We start from the raw sequence: 21,104 nt of genomic DNA, 5'->3' as shown, positions 1-21,104 counted from the left end.
ACGACCGGCGAGCACATCTTGTTCCCTACGCAGGCCTTAACCTGATCAGGTTCAACGGGATCCGGAACTTTCCGATCTCAGCCTTCGATTCAAGGCACCCCGACAAGAACGGGGCCGAGTCTAATCAAGACTGCTTGGGAATACCATGCCGACAGCGCCATGCGCGACTGACGGGTCACATTCATGCCCGGCCAGCCTGCTGCTGCATCCCGACCGACAAAGGTCCCGAACGCCCTGTTCAAGCGCCTTGACCGACCGCATGACCGCGCATAGCCTTGCCCATCACTTCGCTTCAGGGAAAGACGCACATGCTGCGCAGACTCACGTTGGCACTCGCCGTGACCGCCGCCTCGTCCGGGCTGACCTGGGCTCAGACAGCGCCTCCGCTTTCCGCTCGAACCGACCTGGTCAGCGTCTACCGGCAGGCCGTCGAAAACAACGCCGACCTCGCGGCGGCGCGCGCTCAGTTCCAGGCGATTCAAGAGGTCGTGCCGCAGGCGCGTGCCGGCCTGTTACCGAACCTCAGCGGCGGAGCGGAGCTCAGCAATACGCGCACCGACGTCGATACATCCATGGGGTCGCGCTCACTGTCGCGCAGTGGCACTGTCTACCAGGCGACCCTCAGCCAGCCGATCTTCCGCCCTGAACGTTGGTTTCAGCTACAGGCAGCCGAGGCCATCAGCGAACAGGCCGCGCTGGAATATTCGATTGCCGAACAGGATCTGATTCGCCTCACCGCGCAAGCCTACTTTTCCGTATTACGCGCCCAGGACAATCTCGCCGCGGCCAAGGCCGAGGAGGCGGCGTTTCAGCGTCAGCTGGATCAAGCCAATGAGCGCTTCGAAGTGGGCCTGTCTGACCGTACCGATGTACTCGAAGCCCAGGCGGGCTTCGATACCGCGCGCGCCAACCGACTGCTCACACAGCGGCAGGTGGACGATGCATTCCAGGCGCTGTTTACCCTGACCAACCGCGAATATTTGGCGCTGGAAGGCATCGAGCACAGCTTGCCGGTGCTGCCACCCATCCCCAACGACGCGAGTGCCTGGGTCAACACCGCCACGCAACAGAACCTCGACCTGCTGGCCAGCAACCAGGCCGTCAACGCCGCAGAGGAAACCCTACGCCAGCGCCGTTCGGGTCATGCACCAACACTCGACGCCGTGGCGCGTTACAGCAAGGGCGACAACGACAGCTTGGGGTTCACCAATACAGGTAGCGAAGCGGTGACCGGTATCCCTCGCTACACCGGTGATGTCGAGCAGCGCAGCATCGGCTTGCAGCTGAACATTCCGCTGTACAGCGGCGGGCTGATCAGCTCCCGGCGCCGCGAAGCTTTCCACCAGTTGACCCAGACCGAGCAACAGCGCGAAAGCTTGCGGCGCCAGGTGGTCGAGACCACCCGCAACCTTTATCGGGCGGTGAACACCGATGTGGAGCAAGTGCAGGCACGGCGGCAATCGATCGTTTCCAACCAGAGCGCCCTGGAAGCCACCGATATCGGCTACCAGGTCGGTACACGTAACATTGTCGACGTGCTCGACACGCAGCGGCGCCTGTTCGCTTCCGTGCGCGACTACAACAATGCCCGCTACGACTACATCATCGACAGCCTGCGCCTGAAACAGGCCGCTGGCACACTCAACCCCGGTGACTTGGAAGATCTGCAGCGCTATCTGAAAACGGACTACGACCCGGACACTGATTTCCTGCCGCCGGACCTGTCCGAGAATTTCGCCCGCCCGGTGCGTATCGAGTAGCAGCGGCGGCGCGGCAGGCATGCGACGCACCCTCAGTACAAGTCTAGGAGCGGCATGGTTGCAACCCAGCGCTTTGGCGCGGGACGCGCCTTAGCGTTGGAGCAGCTGATCCAGCCCTGCCAACAACCGCCCCAGCGCGCCCTGATTGTTTTTCAGCACCGTCAAGCCTGCATCGCGCGCGCGCCCGGCGCGCTCGGGGTCGCTCCAGAACCCCTCAATTGCCGACGCCAGCTCAGGCGCGCTGCCGATTTCAACGAGCGCACCGGCATCGCGGAGCTGTGCGGCGATATCGAGAAAGTTGAATACGTGCGGCCCTGTCACGACCGGCTTACCCAACGCAGCGGGTTCGAGCAGGTTGTGCCCGCCCGTCGGCACCAGGCTGCCGCCGACAAACGCGACATCAGCCAATGCAAACAGAAACAGCAACTCGCCCATGGTGTCGCCAAGCAGCACTTGAGTCTCGGCCTGCGGCGGTTCTGCAATGGATCGGCGAACCGTGCTGAAACCCTGTTTGCTGCACAGCTCATACACCGAGCCGAAGCGTTCCGGGTGGCGCGGCACGAGGATCAACAACGCATTGGGCTGTTGATCCAGGATCAGCCGATGCGCCGCAAGCAGAATTTCGTCTTCACCGGTATGAGTGCTGGCGCCGATCCAGATTGGCCGCGACACAGCGCCCCACTGTTGACGGAGCTGCGAGGCGCGCGCCGGCAACGCCGGATCAATGGTCAGGTCGAATTTGATCGAGCCGGTAACCTGCACACTGGCCTCACGCGCCCCGAGCTGTAGAAAGCGCGCAGCCTCGGCGCTGGTCTGCGCAGCGATCAGGCTTAGTTCGGCCAGCATCGGCGCGGTCAGCCGGGCGAAGCGTGCATAGCCACGCGCCGAGCGCTCGGATAAGCGCGCATTGGCCAGCGCCACAGGGATGCCCCGCTGCGCACATTGATGAATATGGTTCGGCCATAGCTCGGTTTCCATCACCACCGCCAGCTTCGGCTGCAAGCGTTCAAGAAAGCGCGCCGCTGACCACGGCAGGTCGTAAGGCAGATAGCAATGCTGCACCGTATCGCCAAACAGCGCCTTGATCCGCTCGGAGCCGGTCGGAGTCATGCAGGTCACGGTGATCGGCAACTGCGGATAACGCTCCCTGAGCGCGCGAATCATCGGCGCCGCGGCGATGCTTTCGCCGACCGACACCGCATGCACCCAGATGCCGCCAGGCTGGAAGTCCGGCAGACCGATAGCGAAGCGCTCACCGATACGCGACCGATAAGCCGGGGCCCGACGGGCGCGCCAGAACAGACGAGCAACCACCAGAGGCAAAGCGAGATGGAACAGTACTGTATAGAGGGCACGATTCATGGGCGCGGAGCTTAGCAAAGCGGCGGACACAACGGCCACAGCGAAGCACGGCGCTGCATCCGGCAGCATTGCGCCGAACTTGTCCGCACCGGGGGAGCCGAATGAGCGCAGCACTGATCTGCTCCTCATGCAACCGGAGTTCATATGACTGGCTATATCTATCTCGCCATCGCCATTACCGCAGAGGTGATCGCCACCACATCCATGAAATCGCTGGCCGGCTTCAGTCGCCCACTTCCGCTGTTTCTGGTGATCGCGGGCTACAGCCTGTCGTTTTGGATGCTCGCGCTGGTGGTCAAAAGCATTCCGGTGGGCATTGCCTACGCCATCTGGGCAGGCCTTGGCATCGTCCTGGTAAGCATCGCCGCAGCGGTGATCTATCAGCAGAAGCTCGACCTTCCGGCGGTACTCGGCATGGCGCTGATCGTCGCCGGCGTGGTGGTCATCCAGTTGTTTTCCGGCAGCAGCGGACACTGAGCCGTATCCGCTGATGTTCAGGGGTGAGCGGTTATACTGCGCGCCTGATTTCTCTACGAGGCCCGTCCATGTCCGAGTCACTGAGCACCGATGTTCTGATCGTAGGCGGTGGGGTCGCCGGTCTGTGGCTGAACGCCCGTCTGCGCCGCCTGGGCTATTCGACGCTGCTGGTGGACAAGGGCGTGCTCGGCGGCGGACAAAGCGTCAAGTCGCAGGGCATCATCCACGGCGGGACCAAGTACGCACTGAGCGGTGCGTTGACCGGCGCATCGGAAGCCATCGCCGACATGCCTCGGCGCTGGCGCGAAGCGCTCGAAGGTAGCGGCGAGCTGGATTTGACCGGCGTGCGGCTTTTGTCCGATGCACATTACCTGTGGTCGCCAGGCACCCTGACCGGCAACCTCACCAGCTTCTTCGCCAGCAAAGCCGTCCGCTCCCGTGTCGGTCAGGTGAAGGGGGCCGACTTGCCACCAGCGCTTCAGGACCCGCGCTTCAAAGGCAAAGTCTACCGCCTCAGCGAACTGGTGCTGGACGTGCCCAGTCTGATCCAGCGACTCGCGGATCTGTCGGGCGCAGGCCTGCTGAAAGCCGAGCGAATCGAGCCGCTAAGGGAAAACGGCGAGTTGACCGGGCTGATCGTCGACGGTCGCTCGATCAGCGCTCAACGCATTGTATTGACTGCTGGCGCGGGCAATGCCGAGTTGCTGAACGCGATGGGCCTTGCTCAGCCGGCAATGCAAAAGCGCCCATTGCACATGGTCATCGTCAAGGCGCCAACATTGAAGCCGCTCTACGCGCACTGCCTGGGCGGCGGTTCCAAGCCGCGGATCACGGTAACCAGTCACCCCGCTACCGACGGCGAATGGGTGTGGTACCTGGGCGGCGATCTGGCCGAAGCAGGCGGGGTCGCGCGCGACGAGGCCGCACAGATTGCTGCCGCGAAAAAAGAGCTGGCGGAGCTGGTGCCCTGGATCGATCTGTCGGCAGCAAAATGGGCGACGCTGCGCATTGATCGAGCCGAGCCGGCCCAGTCCGCGCTGGCCAGGCCGGACAACGCTTTCCTTGCAGAACAGGGCCGCCTGCTCGTCGGCTGGCCAACCAAACTGGCGCTGTCCCCGGACTTTGCCGACCGGGTTGAAGCCGCGCTGGGCCGAGACGGCATCCAACCGCAACCAGTGACGCCACTGCCTGAACTGCCACGCCCCGCTATCACCGGGCCGTTCTGGGAAGGACTGGTCTGATGGAAACGACCCTTCACGCCTTGCATCGCTCATTGGGCAGTACCGGCTTGAATGTATCGCCATTGGGCCTGGGCACGGTCAAGCTGGGTCGAGATCAGGGCGTGAAGTACCCCAACGGCTTTCGTATTCCCGACGATGCACAGGCGCGCCACTTGCTTGATTTGGCGCGGAATCTCGGCATCAACCTGATCGACACAGCGCCCGCCTACGGTGTCAGCGAAGAGCGCCTGGGCCCGCTGTTGCAGGGCCAGCGCGACCATTGGGTGGTGGTTAGCAAGGTTGGCGAGGAGTTCATCGACGGCCAATCGCACTTCGATTTCTCGCCGGCTCATACGCGATTCTCCGTGGAGCGCAGCCTCCAGCGGCTGAAGACCGACCGTATCGAACTGGTGCTGGTGCATTCGGACGGGCGCGATCTGGAAATCCTCCAGCACAGCGGCGTTTACGAAACCCTTGCCGAGCTCAAGCGCGAGGGCAAGATTCTGGGCTATGGCCTGTCCGGTAAAACCGTCGAAGGGGGCCTTTTCGCCCTAGAGCAGGGAGACTGTGCGATGGTGACCTACAACCTCAACGAGCAGGCCGAGCGGCCAGTGCTCGACTACGCTCAGGCACACGCCAAGGGCATCCTGGTCAAGAAGGCGCTTGCCAGCGGCCATGTTTGCCTGACGCCGGATCAAGACCCCGTACGGCTCAGCTTCGAACTGTTGTTCAGTCACCCCGGCGTCGGCGCGGCCATCATTGGCACCATCAACCCGCAACACTTGTCAGCTAACGTACGTACCGCCGCATCCGTTTTATCCCAACAACAATAAATGGCCAGACGGCCGCCGACTGTCAGGAGGAGCCGAATGCCGCGTGTACTGATCCGCAAGAACCCGACCGCCTTCAAGACGCTGCCGCTTAGCGTCGAAGCCAGTCCGGAAAGCCTGCGCTACCAGAGTCTCGGCCGCCCGCTGAACTTCAGTGAAATGCTCGAGCGCCGCCGCCCTGTTGCGGTCGAAGATCCAAGTCGCTTCAACATCGAGCTGGCCAATCTAGGTGTCTCCGTACGCCTGACGCTCTGCTGGCAGGGCCAGGAGTACTGGGCACTGGTGCGCCAGCAGCGCCAGGATCGCGGCGACGTGGTACTCAAGCTGATTTCCGGCTATGTCCCGGCCCATGAGCTCAGCCTCCCTCTGCTCACCGCGATTCAGGAAGTTGCTGAAGAATGTTTGCTGGAAACGCCTGAGGGCTGGCTCGCCGGGCGCTTCGGGGACACATGGCTACCGGCTCCCTATCAGGGCAGCTTGCGCTATCGCGAGGCCGTGCATTTCAACCTGGCCTCGCTTTCCGGCTCGGCGAGACCGGTTCAGTGCGGCCAGATGACCTTGATGGAGCGCCCGCGAGCCTATGTTCATCTGCCCACAGCTTCACTGCAGCTGGTGTACGACATGCGCCTCGAATTGCCGAAGGAGACCCGAGAGCTCAGCCTGTTCCATGTTGATGAACGCATGGAAGACGGCAAGCTCGTCGCTGAACTGTCCCGCAGCAGACCCGACCTCTATCTGGTCCCGCTGCTGCAAGGCCGCCCGACCGCCGCGTTGTTCACCTTGCGCAAAGGCCAGCCCGTTGCGGCCAGCACCCGTGGGGTCTGGCTTTCGGAGAGCTTTGCGGGTCAGGATGCCTGGGTGGTGCGAGAAGAGCGCATTACCTGGCGCGACTGGATCAAGACCATCGCCGTAGCGGCATCCGGTTGAGTTGAGCCGGAGGGGGCTGCCCAGCCGAGGTCAGCTGGGCAGCGGCTACGCTTATCGCTTGCGAATTTTCTCTACGATGGCGGTGGTAGAGCTGTTCTCGACCAACCCCAACACCTTGACCTCGCCGCCATAGGCGGTCACCAGATCGGCCCCTACAACCTGATCGACACCGTAGTCGCCGCCCTTCACCAGTACATCCGGCTTGACCTCGGCAAGCAAATTCTCCGGCGTATCTTCAGCAAAGCAGACGACCCAATCGACCGCACCGAGCCCAGCCAGCACCGCCATGCGCCGATCGACCGAGTTGATTGGCCGACCTGGACCTTTCAGACGGCTCACCGAACCGTCGTCATTGACCGCCACGATCAATCGGTCACCTTGGGCGCGGGCCTGCTCCAGATAGGTCACATGCCCGGCGTGCAGGATGTCGAAACAGCCGTTGGTGAAGACGATCTTCTCACCTTCGGCACGGGCATCTTCTATCGCGGTGAGCAGCTGTTCGAGCGTCATCACCCCGCGCTCGGAACCCTCCTCGCGCTGCACGGCGCGACGCAGTTCCGGTGCGCTGATACAGGCAGTGCCCAGCTTGCCGACAACAATACCCGCGGCCAGGTTGGCCAGCGCCACCGCTTGCGGCAGCTCCTCTCCAGCAGCAATGGCCGCCGCCAAGGTTGAGATAACGGTGTCGCCCGCGCCGGTCACGTCGAACACTTCACGCGCACGCGCCGGCAGATGCAGCGCCGAATGACCGGGGCGCAGCAGGGTCATCCCATGTTCGCCGCGCGTCACCAACAAGGCGCCGAGTTCGAGATCGTGCATCAGCTCTGCGCCCTTGGCGACCAGCTCGGCTTCGTCTGCGCAGTGGCCGACGATGGCCTCGAACTCACCGAGATTCGGCGTAATCACCGAAGCGCCGCGGTAGATTTCGAAATCCTTGCCCTTGGGATCAGCCAGCACCGGTACATTCCGCTTGCGCGCGAGCTGGATCAACGCCTGATGATTACGCAGCGCGCCCTTCCCATAGTCGGAAAGGATCAGCACCTTGACGCCGCTGAGCAACGATTCGACCTGCGCAAGCAAGGCGGCCGGATCGGTTTCGAACGGTTCCTCGAAGTCCATGCGCAGCAGCTGCTGATGGCGACTCATGACCCTGAGCTTGATGATCGTCGGCTGATGCTCGATGGACTGGAAATGCGTCTTCACGCCGGCCGCAGCGAGGCTGTCAGTCAGGCTCTGCCGCGCTTCGTCAACTCCAGTAACGCCAACCAAAGCAGCAGGCGCACCCAGCGCAGCGATGTTCAGCGCCACGTTGGCGGCGCCACCCGGCCGGTCCTCTACTTGCTCGACCTTGACCACCGGCACCGGCGCTTCCGGCGATATCCGCGAGGTGCCGCCATGCCAGTAACGATCGAGCATAACGTCGCCAACCACCAGAACGGAGGCTTGGTCGAAACGGGGCATGGTGAGTTTCATCAGAGCTCCGGGTAAGGAAAAAAACGGTGCAAAGAATACCAGCATGAAGCGGGCCGGTTCATTCAAGTCTGCGGTCAGCGATTGCTCGCCGTGAGGCACCATCACATCAGTCAGGCTTCGTCATCATCCTTGAATTGCTTGGCATGCAGGCTGGCGTAGGCTCCGTTCGCCGCGATCAGTTCGGCATGGGAACCGCGCTCGACGATGAGGCCTTGCTCCATCACGAGAATAAGATCGGCCTTCTCGATGGTGCTCAGACGGTGAGCGATGACCAGCGTGGTGCGCCCCGCCATGGCATGATCCAGCGCACCCTGGATATGGCGCTCGGACTCGGTATCCAAGGCTGAGGTCGCCTCATCCAGAATCAGCACTGGCGCATTCTTCAACAGTGCGCGTGCGATCGCCAGACGTTGGCGTTGACCGCCTGACAGCAGAACGCCGTTCTCTCCGACAGGCGTCTGGTAACCCTCAGGCATCTGCTGGATGAACTCCTCGGCGTAGGCATCGCGGGCGGCGCGCTGGATATCTTCCAGCGGCGCACCGGCCAGATCGCCATAGGCGATGTTATTGGCAACCGTGTCGTTGAACAGCGTGACCTGCTGCGTGACCAGCGCAATGTGTCGACGCAGGTTTCGCAATCTGTAGTCCACGATATCGACGCCATCCAGCAGCACCTGTCCTTGGTCATGCTGGTAGAAACGAGGGATCAGGTTCGCCAGCGTCGACTTGCCGCTACCCGAACGGCCGACCAGCGCCACCATCTGCCCCGGCTCGACCGTGAAGTTGATATCGTGCAACACCTGTTTTTCAGTGCCCGGATAGATGAAGCCAAGATCACGCACCTCCAGCCGGCCGCTGACCTTGTCACGCTCCACCGTGCCGGCATCCACTTCCGGAGCTTCGTCCAGCTGCTCGAAGATGCTCTCCGCGCCTGCCACGCCCTTCTGAATCGTCGAACTGACCTCCGAAAGCTGGCGAATCGGCTTGGGCAGCAGGCCCGCCAGAGTAATGTAAGCTACAAGATCGCCCGCTGAAGCATCTCCGCGCAGCAGCAGCACAAGAAACATCAACAGCGCCATCGCGGTATAAATCACCAGCTGCAGGCTAGGCGTATAGACCGCATTGGTCTTGACCATGCGCAGCTGCTTGGCGGTGTTATCAGTGCTGGACGCCAGAAAACGAGTCTGTTCGTAGGCCTCACCACCGAAGCTGCGCACAACACGATAACCCTGGATGGTCTCGGATGCCACGTGGGTGACGTCGCCCATTGCGACCTGGATCTTCTTGCTCTGCTTGCGGAATTTCTTGCTGGCACTGGATACCATCACGCCAATGACCGGCAGAATAGCCACCATCACCAGGGTCAGTTTCCAGTTCATCCAAAGCAACGTAGCGAACAGGAAAATCACCGTCATGCCTTCACGCACCACCACCTTGATCGCATCCGTTGCGGCACCGGTAACCATGGTCACGTTGTAGGTGATACGCGAGATCAGGTGACCGGAGTTATGGCAGTCGAAGTAGCGATTGGGCAGCGTCAGCATGTTGTTGAACAGCGCCACACGCAGATCATGAACCAAGCCCAGCGAGACACGGGCCAGGAAATAGTTGCCGAGAAACGAGCCAATACCCTGCAGCAGTGCAATGAGTACGATCAGCAACGGCACCGCCTGCAGCAGCTTCAGCCCAGCCAGCCACTCCAGTTCGTTCAGATGGGGCACCTGGGCAAAAAAACTGGCGTCAGGGTTGTTCAGCCCATCGACAAAGAACTTCAGTATGTAGCCCAACATTGGCTGAGTGGAGGCGAAAATGAGGAAGCCGAGAAGGCTTAGCATGAAGAGGCCGACGTAAGGCCTTACGTAGCCGAGCAAGCGGAGGTAGATCTTCAGGCTGGAAGATTGGCTAGCGCTGGGTTGATGATCTGGCATGCGTCCACGTATCGACATCTGGAATAGGGAGAGAGATTACCATACAGCTGCAGCTGCCTCTCCTCGCGCTATTGCTTTACCATGCCGGCTCCGTAGCAATAGCCGAATGACTTTACTGTGACGAGACTATTTCCTTCTGCGCACCATCTAGACGACTTCATCGCTCGTCGCTGGTTAATCGTTGGTTACGTTGCGCTTCTGACTGGCTTGTTCTGGCTGGGTGACACCAGCGCGTATACCAAGCTCTACTATGGTTTGATGGCAGCACCCGCGCTGATAGCTCTCATAGTCCGTCCACGCTACTGGCTGATTATGCTCCGCGAACCAGTCATATTGGCTTTTCTGGCTCTTGCAGCCTGGCTGTTGCTGAGCCTCTCTTGGACTAGTAGTGAAGACGATCCAAGCGGGCTCGCGAAGCGTCCGATTTACGTATTTATGATGTTCGCTTCCTGCACGATCATCGTACTTAAGGATCAGCGCCAACTCCTGAGAGCACTGCGTATTGCTGCCATGCTGGCCTCGCTCGCAGCCTTGGTCGGTCTAGCCATGTTCCTAACCGGAGCTGAGCACGATCGCATGATCGGCACAGGGGCTTTGTCCAACCCTCTTCTCTCTTCCCATGTGTTTGGTTTCTTCTGTACTTACTGGGTAGCGGTTTGGTTAACGGATCGCAACTGTCCATCTTGGTTTTCAATCATTTTCACGATTCCGCTACTGGCGGCTGTTTTGGCAACCGGCTCGCGCACTCCTCTGATGGCGATGGCCTTGACGAGTCTCTGGATGGTAGCGCTGGCCGGACGGCGTGCGTTGTATCTGGTAGCAGCAGTGATCATCACTGTGATTTCAGGCGTTGTGCTGATGCCGGAAATACTTCTCCAGAGAGGACTTTCCTTCCGCCCTGAATTATGGAATGACGCCATACGGCAGGCCTCCGACCATTTTTGGATCGGCCATGGCTATGGTGCGGAGTTCGGCTTCGATATAGCCGAACTCGGATTTATTCTGACAGATCCGCACAACGTTCAGTTAGCGGTACTTCTGGAACTAGGAATAGTAGGACTTGCTCTTTGGCTATTGATGTACCTGCTAGCATTCTTTCGCTGTCTTTCCCAACAGCATCATGCCAGTCTCCAGCTGGCTTCAGCCTTGGTGGTTTATGGTCTGGCCGCGGGACTTACCGAAGGAAGCAACTTTCTTTCACGCCCTAATGAAAACTGGTTTCTCATCTGGATACCTCTCTCATTGATCGCGGCAATTTCCATAAGCTTGCGGCAAGAAGCTCCACGGAGCAGAACCTTGAGCAGAGGCCAGCTCAATGAGCTGTTACAAACTGCCCGTGTCATTGAAGAAGATGGTCACGGAGTGAAGGTCGCAGAACTGGCGGACGGCAATTACCTGAAGCTGTTTCGACGCAAGCGCATGGTCTCTTCAGCACTTTGGTCTCCTCCGTCGCGCCGCTTCGCAGAAAATGCTAAACAGCTGCAATCGCTTGGCGTTACAGTCCCCTCAATCGACTGTTTCATCCGAATACCGTCAGCCAGATTAGAAGGTATAATTTACCGTCCACTTCCTGGCGATACGCTGCGTAATCACTGGCGAAACTTAGGAGACACGGAACGCGACCAGGACATTCGTCAATTTGGCGCCTTTCTTGGCCAGCTCCATCAATTAGGCATTTATTTTCGCTCACTTCACCTAGGCAATGTGTTGAAGCAGCCGGACGGGAGCCTGGGCCTGATCGATGTTGCCGACATGATCATTTCCCAGCATGCACTTTCTTCTTCGAAGCGCCGCCGAAACCTCACGCACATGCTGCGTTATCGCGAAGATAGCCAATGGCTGACCGTGCAGCACATTTCGGCCTTGACTTCAGGCTATGCCGACCAATGCGGTCAACCAGCCGCTCGGAAGCTGGAACAGCGACTTCGCACAATAAAAAACGGTGCATCATGAAGACTCTTCGTAGGCTTTTTTAAAAAACAAGAACGGAAAGCCATCCAAGTTACAAAGAGCACAAGAAAAGCTTCGCCAACGCTACCCGGAGTACACAATAGGGAATGGCACCTATGGAATGCCTGAATTCTACGACTGGCATGAGGCTCAACTCTCCGTATCGGCGCCTACTGCTCTATTGCCAGCAACGTACAGGTATTCCTTGGCCGCCTCCATCGCACGGACTGGATCAGTACTTTTCCCTTTCCTGCATTCGTTGAGGAAGCAGCAGACATATCAAACTACAATGGCACGAAAGGCGATGTGATGTCTGGCTCTGCTCTGGCTGCATCATTCCTTCCGGTGTAACGATTGGGACGGTGCTGTCGTAGCCTGTGGAAGTATCGTGCCCCGAGATGTCGAGCCTTATTCAATAGTAGCAGGCAATCCTGCTCGCCATATTCGCTGGCGGTTTTCGGAAGAGCACTGCCAAGCGCTGCTTGAAACCGCTTGGGGGGCTTGGCCAGAAGACGAGATCAGAGCGATTTCAGCCATACTTTGCTCTGACGTTGTGCGCGCAAATTCCGCTTGCTCCGCCGGGCGCTCAACTAAGAAGCAAACGCCCTAACCCACGTAGCGTTTTCATATCCCAGTAACGTGGCGGCAATTTCCGCAGCAATTCCCGCGCCAGTGCCTTGTCGTCACTAGCACACTTGAGCAGCATAGAGTTCGTAAATTTGGCACAGGCGCTTGGATAGTCGGGATGATCTCGAAAACAGGCATAGGTCGCCATCACCTGCTCTACCATGAATCGTCGATTCTTGTATGTATTGGCGCCATGGACTCGGTATTTTGCCAAGACGTCGCTTAATACATCGATAAAGAATCCTGCGTGGGTAATCTTCAACTCAACCTGCAAATCTTCCAAACGTATTTCCGGATCAAACCCTCCCACCGCCTCCAGCGCCTCGCGTCGGAATAATAACGTCGGCGCAGGTGGCCCGACGTCCGTTGCATTGAACATTGCGTTGAAGTCCAACCGACGAAATTCTCGGTCTCGGCAGCGCTTTTGAATGATGTTGCCTTGGGCATCGATCGTTTGGATGTTGCCCGCGCAGATCCCAACCTCTGGTTTGTCTTGGATATACGCCACCTGCGTGGCGATACGCTCTGGCAACATCACATCATCCGAGCCAAGTGGCGCGATCAGGTTCCCTTGAGCTCGAGCGATACAATCGTTCAGAGTTCGGGCAAGGCCTTGATTGGGCTGAGTACGAAAATCAAACTCGCACCTCTCCTGTAAGCGCTGAATACGCTCGACGCTATCATCCTTCGAGCCATCATCCACGACCAACAGTTCAATATTTGGATACGTCTGCTGCAGAACGCTCAGAATACTTTCTTCGATGTAAGTCCCGTGGTTATACGAGGCAATAATCACCGTTACGAGCGGGAGATTACGCATGATTTCGCGATCCTTTACTCAGCATTTCTTCGAGCAAATCTCGGTACTGCTTGCGAAAATCCTCAATAGCATGCGCCCGGCAAAGGTATTCGTATGATCTTTTCCCCTCTTTCTCACGTTCCTGAGGTGTCAGCGAAATAACCTCCCTCAGTCGCTCCGCCAATATCAGCGGCTGGCCCACGGGATACATACGCCCACCACTGTCTTCCAGAATTGGCCGCATGCTATCGATATCCGAACCAACTACCGGCAAGCAGGCACTCATCCCCTCGAGCAATGCCAGAGGCAAGCCTTCACTGAGAGATGACATCACGAAGACATCAAAGGCTCTGACATATTGCAGGGCATCGTCCCTCGCACCCAGCAATCGCACCCTCCCCTCCAATCGGCGGGCCTGGATTATCGCTTCCATTTCCTGGCGTAAGCGCCCATCACCAATAATAGCCAGTAGTGCTTGAGGGAAGTCATCCTTTATCTCGCTGAACGCCTCCAGCAATTGGAGATGTCCTTTGACCGGAACCAATCGTCCGATGGTTCCGATAATAAACGCATCCTGTGGCAGGCCCAGTAGCTGCCGCGCCTGCGGCTTGGGATGTTGCAAGCGTTCGGCACGAGAAATATCGATAGCGTTGTTAATCTGGCGAACGTTACATGGTGTGAAACCTGCACCGCTGTTGATCAAATCATCGCAAACAGCACGGGAAACCCCCACCATTCGCCAGGCCTTGCTGATCAAGGCGCGGCTTTCCCAGCGGCGATAAGGGCGATCATACTCGCCAAGGCCATGCAAGACGCCGATACAGGCTGGTATGCGCAAGCAGAGATTTAGCAGCATCATCATGTTTATAGGCTTGAAGCGATGGGCAATGACCGCATCGTAGCCTTGAGCACGACAATGCTTGTAAAGCAGCCAGAGTGCTTTAAGACGCAGCCCCTTGGTCGAGGCGCTACTCAAGTCGAAGTACACCGAGCGTACCGCCCGACTCTCAGGCTCGCGAGGCCCTGGTCGGCCACGCAGAAAGGCAGTAGTCACTTCGTAGTTCTGCGTTGGTAACCCTTGAATTACCTGCTCGGCAAGATCCGAGGCATTGACGTTATAGCGATTCTGCAGCTGTAAAACTTTGATCTTACGAGTCATTGCCAACTGCCCAACCACAATCGCAGCGCCTTGCGCGCATATGAAACATTCAACAGTACGCGTCGGTCATACCGTAACGCCATACGGAAGTACTCCTTGGCAGCACCAGCATCACCTGCCAAATAAGCGCTGCGAAACAATGAAAGGCATCGCTGCACAGCAAATTCCTTTTTCAATATTTGAAATTCTTCATCCAACCTGAGCGGCGAAAATACTTCATCAACCAAGGCCAGCCCGCCCGCTTTTGCGTGGATGAACTGATGACGCAAACTGTCGTCATGTTTGTGAATCACTGCCAGCGGCTGAGCGAGCACGGTACACGGGTAAAAGGCCAGCACCTGACTGAACACTGGAATATCTTCCGCACTGCGAAACTGCTCTGGGTAGTTGCCTCGCGAAAAAACCTCACGATGCATGGCGCAGGCTCCGTTGGACAACGCAATCCGCTTGTCCAGCAGGTATCCGCGCAGCCTGTCCAGACGCGACTCCGGTAAAGCGGGAGGGGTATATGAGCGGTGCTTGCCATCGCTCAAAACCGCATCGTGGCCGCCGATTACCATACGCGTCTCGGGGTGCTGCTCGATGTGCTGCACCAGTGCTGCCAACGCCCCTGGGACCATCTCGTCATCAGCATCAAGAAAAACCAGATAATCCCCCCTGGCTTCGCAGATGCCTCTATTGCGTGCCGACGCCGCCCCACCGTTATCCTTGCGCAACGTCCGGAACCGCGCTGGCTGGCGGGCTAAAAACGTTTCGATTACCTGCGGCGTGTTGTCGCTCGAACCATCATCGATGACGATCAGTTCAGCAAAGGCTTCATCCAGCTGCGCCAGCACCGACTCCACTGCACGCGGCAGAGACTGTGCGTAGTTGTAAGCCGGAATAACGACGCTAATCAGCACTTCAGAGGACGTCATACCCGCTCTTCTCGTCCTTCACCACCAGAACATCTTCCATGATCAGATACTGCAGATCCGACCCGTAGAACATATTCAGCGCATCGGTCGGCGAGCAGATCATCGGCTCACCGCGGCGGTTGAGTGAAGTATTAAGCGAGACGCCGTTGCCGGTGAGCTTCTCCAGCTCCAGCATCAGGTCGTACCAGCGCGGGTTGTATTCGCGCTTGAGTACCTGGGCGCGGGAAGTACCATCTTCGTGGACGACTTCGCTGACACGCTCCTTCCACTCGTCGTTGACTTCGAAGGTGAAGGTCATGAACGGACTGGGATGGTCGACCTTGAGCATCTGCTCGGCTACGGTATCAAGCATGGACGGGCAGAACGGGCGCCAGCGTTCGCGGAACTTGATCTGTTCGTTGATGCGGTCGGCCACGCCCGGAATGCTCGGACAGCCGATGATGGAACGCCCACCCAGGGCGCGCGGACCGAATTCCATACGCCCCTGGAACCAGGCTACCGGGTTGCCATCGACCATGATCTTGGCGATACGCTCGGGCACGTCGCCGATCTTCTGCCACACCGGCTGGCTAGGGTGGCGGGCGCAGGCGGCAATCACGTCCTCGTTGGAATAGGACGGGCCGAGATAAACATGCTCCATCTTCTCCACCGGCACGCCGCGCTGATGCGAGACGTAGGCGGCAGCGCCGACCGCGGTGCCAGCATCACCGGACGCGGGCTGGACGAACAGTTCCTTTACCTCGGGGCGGGCGATGATCTTCTGGTTGAGCTTGACGTTCAGCGCGCAGCCGCCGGCGAAGGCGATCTTGCCGGTCTGGCGGATGATGTCGCCCAGGTAGTAGTCCATCATCTCCAGCGCCAGCTTCTCGAATAGCGCCTGCATGCTGGCGGCGTAATGGATGTAGGGATCGTCGGCGATGTCGCCTTCGCGCTTGGGGCCGAGCCAGTCGATCAGCTTGGGCGAAAAGTAGTAGCCCTTGCCGTTTTCCTTGTAGCGACGGAAGCCGATAACGTTGGCGTAATCGGTGTTGATGGTCAGCTCGCCGTTCTCGAATTTCGCCAAACGAGAAAAGTCGTACTTGGCGGCATCACCGTAAGGTGCCATGCCCATGACCTTGAACTCGCCGTCGAGCATCTCGAAGCCGAGGTACTCGGTAACCGCACCATACAGGCCGCCCAGCGAATCCGGATCGTAGAATTCCTTGATTTTGTGGATCTTGCCGTTCTCGCCCCAGCCGAAGAATGTGGTGGCGTATTCGCCCTTGCCGTCGATACCGAGGATGGCGGTCTTCTCGGTGAAACCGGAGCAATGGTAGGCACTGGAGGCGTGGGCCAGATGATGCTCGACCGGCTGCAGCTTGACCTTCTTCAGGTCGAAGCCGAGCTGCTGCAGGCACCACTGGATGCGCTTCTTGTAACGGTGGTAGCGACGGTTGCCCATGAGAATGGCATCTAGCGCGCGATCCGGCGCGTACCAGTAGCGCTTGGCGTAGTGCCAGCGGGCCTTCTCGAAGATGCTGATGGGCGCGAAAGGAATCGCCACCACGTCGACGTCGGACGGCTTGATGCCGGCCTGCTCCAGACAGAACTTGGCCGACTCGTAGGGCATGCGATTCTTGGCATGCTTGTCGCGCACGAAACGCTCTTCTTCGACGGCTGCGATCAGTTTGCCGTCGATGTACAGAGCGGCGGAAGGATCATGACTGAGGGCGCCGGAAAGGCCGAGAATCGTCAATGCCACAGGAAGGCCTCTGGAACAGGTAATAGCGCAAGGCTATCACGGAATATCGGACACGACCGCTGTATGCGATCACTGATAAAGGGCGCAATTATACCGACACCGCCGCGGGGGACGTACACGACATAGAGCGAAACTTCACGCAGGCTACGAACCGCAGGCTTGTGCAACGAACAGTCAGAGTCGTGGCAGGCGCTCGTTAAGCAGGCGATGGAGCGCCGAGTCGGTCGGCCAGTTACGCAGGAATCTTGCACGATCCTTGGCGTAGGCACGGGCGAAGCTGGCATCGCTGCCGTGCTGCTGAACCGCATCGAGGTCGATGAGCGACCAGCGGCCCTGCTCCCACAAAAGATTGGTGCCCTTCATGTCGCCATGGCTGATACGCTCGTGCAGCAATGACGCGAAAAGTCGATCCAGCGCCAACAGTTCGGCTTCAGGCGGTGAGCTGGATAGATATGGCCGGAAATGAGTAACGATATCCTCACCCGCGCCGTACTCGGTAACCAGATAGCTGCGTTGGCGCAGTCCCAGCCAACGCAACTCCAACGTTGCCAGCGGGCGCGGCGTAGCAATATCGAGAAACGCCAAGCGATTACCTTCAACCCAGCTGTGCCAGGCACGGCTCGGGCGCCAGCAACGTCGTAGCCAGTGTCCAAGGCCCTTGATGTTGTAGCGCTTGACCACTAGCTGCCGGCCACCCTGCTCGACCAAAGCGACTGTCGAACTACCGCCCAGCTTCAACGCGCGCCCCGCTTCGACAGCCACATCCGGTGCCGCCAGCAACTCATGTAGTACGGGCTCATCCTCGCGGCGTACGATACGCAGCTGACTGGAACGGCGGCTCACGCTGAACAAAGAGCAATCACGCCCAAGCTTGCCAAGGTAGTCGCGCAGCCGCCAGCGCCGCACGCTGGCAATCTCCCGTAGCAGGGCCTCCAGGGGAAGCGCATGCTCGCCATTGACCAACAGGTAATGCACGAGCAATTCCTCGATATGACGCTCCAGGCTGGCAGGCAACTGGGCGAAGAACACACCGAGGTTCGCCAACACCTTGTCGCGATCAAGCGGCTGGCCCGGTGTTTGCGCCTGCACACCGCCACCGTCGATGAGATGCAGCTTTCCCTCATGGCGCAGCAGATTATCCAGATGCAGATCGCTCTGCCACAGCCCCTTGCCATGCAATTGTGCAATAGCGCCAAGCGCCGCGCCCAACACGTCCTGCTGCTCATCGGATAGCATGGGTTGCCACTTCACCGCGCGCCATGCCTGCTCCAGACTTTCGGCACCGGCCAGGTAGTCGAACAAAAGCCAACCGCCCTGTCCCTCCGCCAAACTTTCGACGAGTAGCGCAGGCGTAGTTATGCCCTGTTCCTTCAACAATCGGGCGCCGCGCCGCTCGCGCTGGAAATGCCGCTCGGCCCTGGTTCCGACCAGCAGCTTGGCCAACACGTCGCGGCCTTGCCACTGCGCCTTGCCGACATAACGCTGCCCTGGCAGTACGCGCAGCCACTGTTGCACCGTCAATTCGCCAGTGGGCAATGCCAGCGTCAGCGGCAATGTCGGCGAACGACCGGCATGGGCGAGTTCCATCAGCTTCATGTGCGTCCCGCCTTGCGCTGCCGGCGACCGGCAATTTTCTCCAGCCAGGCGTCGATAGCCGACTCTCTGGCATCGTGTGCAAGATAGGTTTCGATCAGTTGCCGCACCTCGCCTTCACTCCAGACTGCCGCACGACGGGTCAGCGCCTCGAGGTCGAGCGTTCGATCTCGGCGCCCAAGCAGCGGGCGGGTCTTCTCCAGATCGATGAGGCACGCCTCGAATCGCTCACCAGCAGGACGCAGAAAGATGTGCTTGGGATAGAAGCAGCCATGGCGCTGCCCCGCCTGATGCAGGGTCCGCGCAAGCTCGGCGCAAGCATCTATAAGTGTCTTGCGTGCCGGCGTGCCCAGCTCGCGCCAGTCGTCCAGCCAGCTGTGCAGATCCCGCCAGCCATCCAGCGCGCGAGTAAGAAGGATCGCCCGCCGCTCGCCGGCGACGCGCCGCTCGCCGAAATACGCCGCCTGCAACGTGGGAATGCCAAGACGCTGGTATCGCTGAATACTACGAAACTCGCAGGCGAACGTCGGCTCGCCGAACGGGCGGTGCAGCGTATGCGCCAGGTAGTTACTCTGACGTTTGAGGTAATAGGCCGTCTCGCCCAGTTCTAGACGGAAAACACTGCTCCAGCCGCCGCGCGCTGTGTTCGGTACATCCACCGAGTCAAGCTGCAGCGCCCAAAGCGCATCGAAGCTATCCAGCCCACGCACCTGCAGGATTGCCTTGTCGCTCGCGGAAAAATGCTCGCTCATTCGCGTCCCTCGAAATATTTGAGCACCTGATCGACAACGGCGCGATCGCCGGGCACCAGGCGTGGACGCTGCTGGTACTGCAGGTAAAAGCGCAGCCGCTGGGTGCGGCTCAGATGGTATTTGGCCACTTTGTCGAGACAAGCCAGATCCTTGACGATACGGTGCCGCAGAAACGGCCCCCACCAGAAGTCACCGGATGGACAATCGATCATAAAAAGCTCGCCAGCATCGTTCACCAGCAGGTTCCGCCACTTCAGGTCATTGTGAGCAAAACGGTGATCGTGCAGGGTCCGAGTCGCCTGTGCGACCTGTCGACTGATGCGCTCAACCCAGCCTCGATCAGACAGACGCGGATCTCCGTTTTTCGCGATCGCCGCCATGTCCAGGGTATTAGGCACCTCCAGAGTGATCAGCGCCCCTCGCACAAACGCGCCGGCGCGACGCTCCATACCCCAGGCTACGAGCGGCGCAACGGGTATCCCCCAGCGCTCGAAATGCTTCAGATTCTGCCATTCCGCCTTGACTCGCGGACGCCCTAAATAGCGACGCAACCCCTTCCCGGCAGCCCAATAACGCTTGACGTAGTAGCGCAGGCCGTCATGCTCGACCCGGATGACTTCGGACAATGGGTCCCGGGCAATCGGCTCACCTCGGAGCGCGAACACCGACTCGAGGCTGCCGAAGGCCTCAATTGCTTCGGGATCTGCACAACGGACGACGGTCCACGCACTCACCCTTGTGTACCCGGCGCGTATTTGCGGTCATAGCGAGTCTGCAGCTTTGCGGCCTTGGCTGCCAGCCAGGCCAACAAAGCGGCCTCATCGCGCAGTACATCCCGCAGCGGTTTGCGGAAATACCGCTTTAGGAAGCGCAGCTTGTCGCGGTGGGTCAGGCCGATATTCAAGGCCGAGAAGTACACCCCGGCTAGGTCTTTGTCGCGCCAGCGGGGCGGTGTGGTGCTGCGGGCCTGGGCGCGGTGCAGGTCGATCAGCGAAAGACGAAAATGATCAGCCGTAACTTGCTTGTCGGTATGAAGCAAAAAGTGGCAGATATAGCAGTCGCGGTGATTCACGCCGGCACGGTGCATGTCGCCAGTCATGCGCGCCACCTCATCAATTAGCGCCCACTTGAGCCTTGGCTCGGGCGGGTTTTGCGACCAGTCGGCGCTAAAGTCCTCAAGACTGACCGTTGGCGCCAGCTCTTCAGTGATGATGAACGAATGCTGCGTCGCAGGATTGATGCCACGCTCACCGTAGGCCACGGCCGTCATTGTCGGCACGCCGACCTCATGCAGTCGCTGGATGGCGCGCCACTCTTGCCCGGCGCCAAGTACCGGCAGCTTGGCGGTAGAGAGGTTCTTGACGATTTCACCCCAGCCGATGCCGCGATGAATCTTGACGAAGTAACCGCGCCCGTCGACTTCGGTGCGCAGGGTTCGCCGGCCTTCGAGCTCGCGGTAAACCTGGCCCTGCAGGCGCTCGACTTCGACGAAGGGGTCCTTGCCTTGCCAGAGGGTCTTGAAGGGCTCCGAGAGAATCAGGCGCATACGCCCTCCCATTGCTCACGGGACCGTTGGGGCGCGAGCATCA

The 21,104-nt window shown here is 59.4% G+C and carries 17 protein-coding genes and 1 riboswitch; of the genes, 6 read left to right on the top strand and 11 right to left on the bottom strand.

The features are described from left to right. Positions 1-5: 5 nt before the first annotated feature. Positions 6-112: riboswitch (TPP riboswitch) on the bottom strand. Between the two features lie 196 nt (positions 113-308). Beyond that, a complete protein-coding gene (locus PSTU_RS0104890; protein WP_019339929.1) occupies positions 309-1,760 on the top strand; it encodes a TolC family outer membrane protein in 1,452 nt (483 codons plus the stop codon). A gap of 90 nt (positions 1,761-1,850) precedes the next feature. Here the strand turns inward: PSTU_RS0104890 and waaA are convergent, their stop codons facing one another. Beyond that, entirely contained in the window at positions 1,851-3,122 is a 1,272-nt protein-coding gene (gene waaA / locus PSTU_RS0104885; RefSeq protein ID WP_029404615.1) for a lipid IV(A) 3-deoxy-D-manno-octulosonic acid transferase, read from the bottom strand. 144 nt (positions 3,123-3,266) lie between these two features. On the opposite strand from waaA, the gene PSTU_RS0104880 reads away from it, so the two are divergent. The 4 genes from PSTU_RS0104880 to PSTU_RS0104865 all read left to right on the top strand — a co-directional run bounded on the left by PSTU_RS0104880 (position 3,267) and on the right by PSTU_RS0104865 (position 6,576). Further along, positions 3,267-3,599, top strand: coding sequence for a DMT family transporter (locus PSTU_RS0104880; RefSeq protein WP_019339927.1), 333 nt, complete (start codon positions 3,267-3,269; stop codon positions 3,597-3,599). Between the two features lie 68 nt (positions 3,600-3,667). Continuing rightward, on the top strand, positions 3,668-4,840 hold the full coding sequence (locus PSTU_RS0104875) for an NAD(P)/FAD-dependent oxidoreductase (RefSeq protein ID WP_019339926.1): 1,173 nt from the start codon (positions 3,668-3,670) through the stop codon (positions 4,838-4,840). Continuing rightward, on the top strand, positions 4,840-5,652 hold the full coding sequence (locus tag PSTU_RS0104870; RefSeq protein ID WP_019339925.1) for an aldo/keto reductase: 813 nt from the start codon (positions 4,840-4,842) through the stop codon (positions 5,650-5,652). Before PSTU_RS0104875 ends, PSTU_RS0104870 begins: the two co-directional genes overlap by 1 nt. 36 nt (positions 5,653-5,688) lie before the next feature. Continuing rightward, positions 5,689-6,576, top strand: a complete 888-nt coding sequence (locus tag PSTU_RS0104865; protein WP_019339924.1) for a hypothetical protein — start codon at positions 5,689-5,691, stop codon at positions 6,574-6,576. Positions 6,577-6,627: 51 nt separating this feature from the next. On the opposite strand, the gene hldE is transcribed toward PSTU_RS0104865, so the two are convergent. Next, positions 6,628-8,049, bottom strand: a complete 1,422-nt coding sequence (hldE, locus tag PSTU_RS0104860; RefSeq protein WP_029404614.1) for a bifunctional D-glycero-beta-D-manno-heptose-7-phosphate kinase/D-glycero-beta-D-manno-heptose 1-phosphate adenylyltransferase HldE — start codon at positions 8,047-8,049, stop codon at positions 6,628-6,630. 110 nt (positions 8,050-8,159) lie between these two features. Then, positions 8,160-9,977 carry a lipid A export permease/ATP-binding protein MsbA gene (gene msbA, locus PSTU_RS0104855; RefSeq protein WP_019339922.1) on the bottom strand — a complete coding sequence of 606 codons (1,818 nt, stop codon included), beginning with the start codon at positions 9,975-9,977 and terminating at the stop codon, positions 8,160-8,162. Between the two features lie 117 nt (positions 9,978-10,094). Between msbA and PSTU_RS0104850 the strand changes: the two genes are divergently transcribed. Next, on the top strand, positions 10,095-11,930 hold the full coding sequence (locus tag PSTU_RS0104850) for an O-antigen ligase family protein (protein WP_019339921.1): 1,836 nt from the start codon (positions 10,095-10,097) through the stop codon (positions 11,928-11,930). Positions 11,931-12,513: 583 nt separating this feature from the next. On the opposite strand, the gene PSTU_RS0104845 is transcribed toward PSTU_RS0104850, so the two are convergent. The 8 genes from PSTU_RS0104845 to rfaP all read right to left on the bottom strand — a co-directional run bounded on the left by PSTU_RS0104845 (position 12,514) and on the right by rfaP (position 21,061). After that, the gene (locus PSTU_RS0104845; RefSeq protein ID WP_019339920.1) at positions 12,514-13,374 is read right to left on the bottom strand and encodes a glycosyltransferase; all 861 of its coding nucleotides are present in this window, start codon (positions 13,372-13,374) and stop codon (positions 12,514-12,516) included. Continuing rightward, positions 13,367-14,512 carry a glycosyltransferase gene (locus PSTU_RS0104840; RefSeq protein ID WP_019339919.1) on the bottom strand — a complete coding sequence of 382 codons (1,146 nt, stop codon included), beginning with the start codon at positions 14,510-14,512 and terminating at the stop codon, positions 13,367-13,369. The genes PSTU_RS0104845 and PSTU_RS0104840 overlap by 8 nt, the downstream gene beginning before the upstream one ends. Further along, positions 14,509-15,429 carry a glycosyltransferase family 2 protein gene (locus tag PSTU_RS0104835; protein WP_019339918.1) on the bottom strand — a complete coding sequence of 307 codons (921 nt, stop codon included), beginning with the start codon at positions 15,427-15,429 and terminating at the stop codon, positions 14,509-14,511. Before PSTU_RS0104835 ends, PSTU_RS0104840 begins: the two co-directional genes overlap by 4 nt. Next, positions 15,416-17,170 (bottom strand): carbamoyltransferase, encoded by a 1,755-nt coding sequence (locus tag PSTU_RS0104830; protein ID WP_019339917.1) that lies wholly within the window; start codon positions 17,168-17,170, stop codon positions 15,416-15,418. Before PSTU_RS0104830 ends, PSTU_RS0104835 begins: the two co-directional genes overlap by 14 nt. 174 nt (positions 17,171-17,344) lie before the next feature. Continuing rightward, on the bottom strand, positions 17,345-18,766 hold the full coding sequence (locus tag PSTU_RS0104825) for a lipopolysaccharide kinase InaA family protein (protein ID WP_019339916.1): 1,422 nt from the start codon (positions 18,764-18,766) through the stop codon (positions 17,345-17,347). Beyond that, a complete protein-coding gene (locus PSTU_RS0104820; protein WP_019339915.1) occupies positions 18,763-19,515 on the bottom strand; it encodes a lipopolysaccharide kinase InaA family protein in 753 nt (250 codons plus the stop codon). Before PSTU_RS0104820 ends, PSTU_RS0104825 begins: the two co-directional genes overlap by 4 nt. Next, positions 19,512-20,249, bottom strand: coding sequence for a lipopolysaccharide kinase InaA family protein (locus PSTU_RS0104815; protein WP_019339914.1), 738 nt, complete (start codon positions 20,247-20,249; stop codon positions 19,512-19,514). The genes PSTU_RS0104820 and PSTU_RS0104815 overlap by 4 nt, the downstream gene beginning before the upstream one ends. Beyond that, the gene (gene rfaP / locus PSTU_RS0104810; RefSeq protein ID WP_019339913.1) at positions 20,246-21,061 is read right to left on the bottom strand and encodes a lipopolysaccharide core heptose(I) kinase RfaP; all 816 of its coding nucleotides are present in this window, start codon (positions 21,059-21,061) and stop codon (positions 20,246-20,248) included. Before rfaP ends, PSTU_RS0104815 begins: the two co-directional genes overlap by 4 nt. Positions 21,062-21,104 lie beyond the last annotated feature (43 nt).

The sequence above is a fragment of the Stutzerimonas stutzeri SDM-LAC genome, assembly GCF_000235745.1.
Taxonomy (GTDB): Bacteria; Pseudomonadota; Gammaproteobacteria; order Pseudomonadales; family Pseudomonadaceae; genus Stutzerimonas; species Stutzerimonas stutzeri_H.
The sequence above is the reverse complement of the archived record's forward strand: the minus strand, read 5'-3'. Positions and strand labels throughout refer to the sequence as shown.

What these genes read in the sequence shown, in the direction of transcription:
- PSTU_RS0104890 (WP_019339929.1), top strand. Translation starts at nt 309, where the DNA reads ATGCTGCGCAGACTCACGTTGGCACTCGCCGTGACCGCCGCCTCGTCC.
- waaA (WP_029404615.1), bottom strand. Translation starts at nt 3,122, where the DNA reads ATGAATCGTGCCCTCTATACAGTACTGTTCCATCTCGCTTTGCCTCTG.
- PSTU_RS0104880 (WP_019339927.1), top strand. Translation starts at nt 3,267, where the DNA reads ATGACTGGCTATATCTATCTCGCCATCGCCATTACCGCAGAGGTGATC.
- PSTU_RS0104875 (WP_019339926.1), top strand. Translation starts at nt 3,668, where the DNA reads ATGTCCGAGTCACTGAGCACCGATGTTCTGATCGTAGGCGGTGGGGTC.
- PSTU_RS0104870 (WP_019339925.1), top strand. Translation starts at nt 4,840, where the DNA reads ATGGAAACGACCCTTCACGCCTTGCATCGCTCATTGGGCAGTACCGGC.
- PSTU_RS0104865 (WP_019339924.1), top strand. Translation starts at nt 5,689, where the DNA reads ATGCCGCGTGTACTGATCCGCAAGAACCCGACCGCCTTCAAGACGCTG.
- hldE (WP_029404614.1), bottom strand. Translation starts at nt 8,049, where the DNA reads ATGAAACTCACCATGCCCCGTTTCGACCAAGCCTCCGTTCTGGTGGTT.
- msbA (WP_019339922.1), bottom strand. Translation starts at nt 9,977, where the DNA reads ATGCCAGATCATCAACCCAGCGCTAGCCAATCTTCCAGCCTGAAGATC.
- PSTU_RS0104845 (WP_019339920.1), bottom strand. Translation starts at nt 13,374, where the DNA reads ATGCGTAATCTCCCGCTCGTAACGGTGATTATTGCCTCGTATAACCAC.
- PSTU_RS0104840 (WP_019339919.1), bottom strand. Translation starts at nt 14,512, where the DNA reads ATGACTCGTAAGATCAAAGTTTTACAGCTGCAGAATCGCTATAACGTC.
- PSTU_RS0104835 (WP_019339918.1), bottom strand. Translation starts at nt 15,429, where the DNA reads ATGACGTCCTCTGAAGTGCTGATTAGCGTCGTTATTCCGGCTTACAAC.
- PSTU_RS0104825 (WP_019339916.1), bottom strand. Translation starts at nt 18,766, where the DNA reads ATGAAGCTGATGGAACTCGCCCATGCCGGTCGTTCGCCGACATTGCCG.
- PSTU_RS0104820 (WP_019339915.1), bottom strand. Translation starts at nt 19,515, where the DNA reads ATGAGCGAGCATTTTTCCGCGAGCGACAAGGCAATCCTGCAGGTGCGT.
- rfaP (WP_019339913.1), bottom strand. Translation starts at nt 21,061, where the DNA reads ATGCGCCTGATTCTCTCGGAGCCCTTCAAGACCCTCTGGCAAGGCAAG.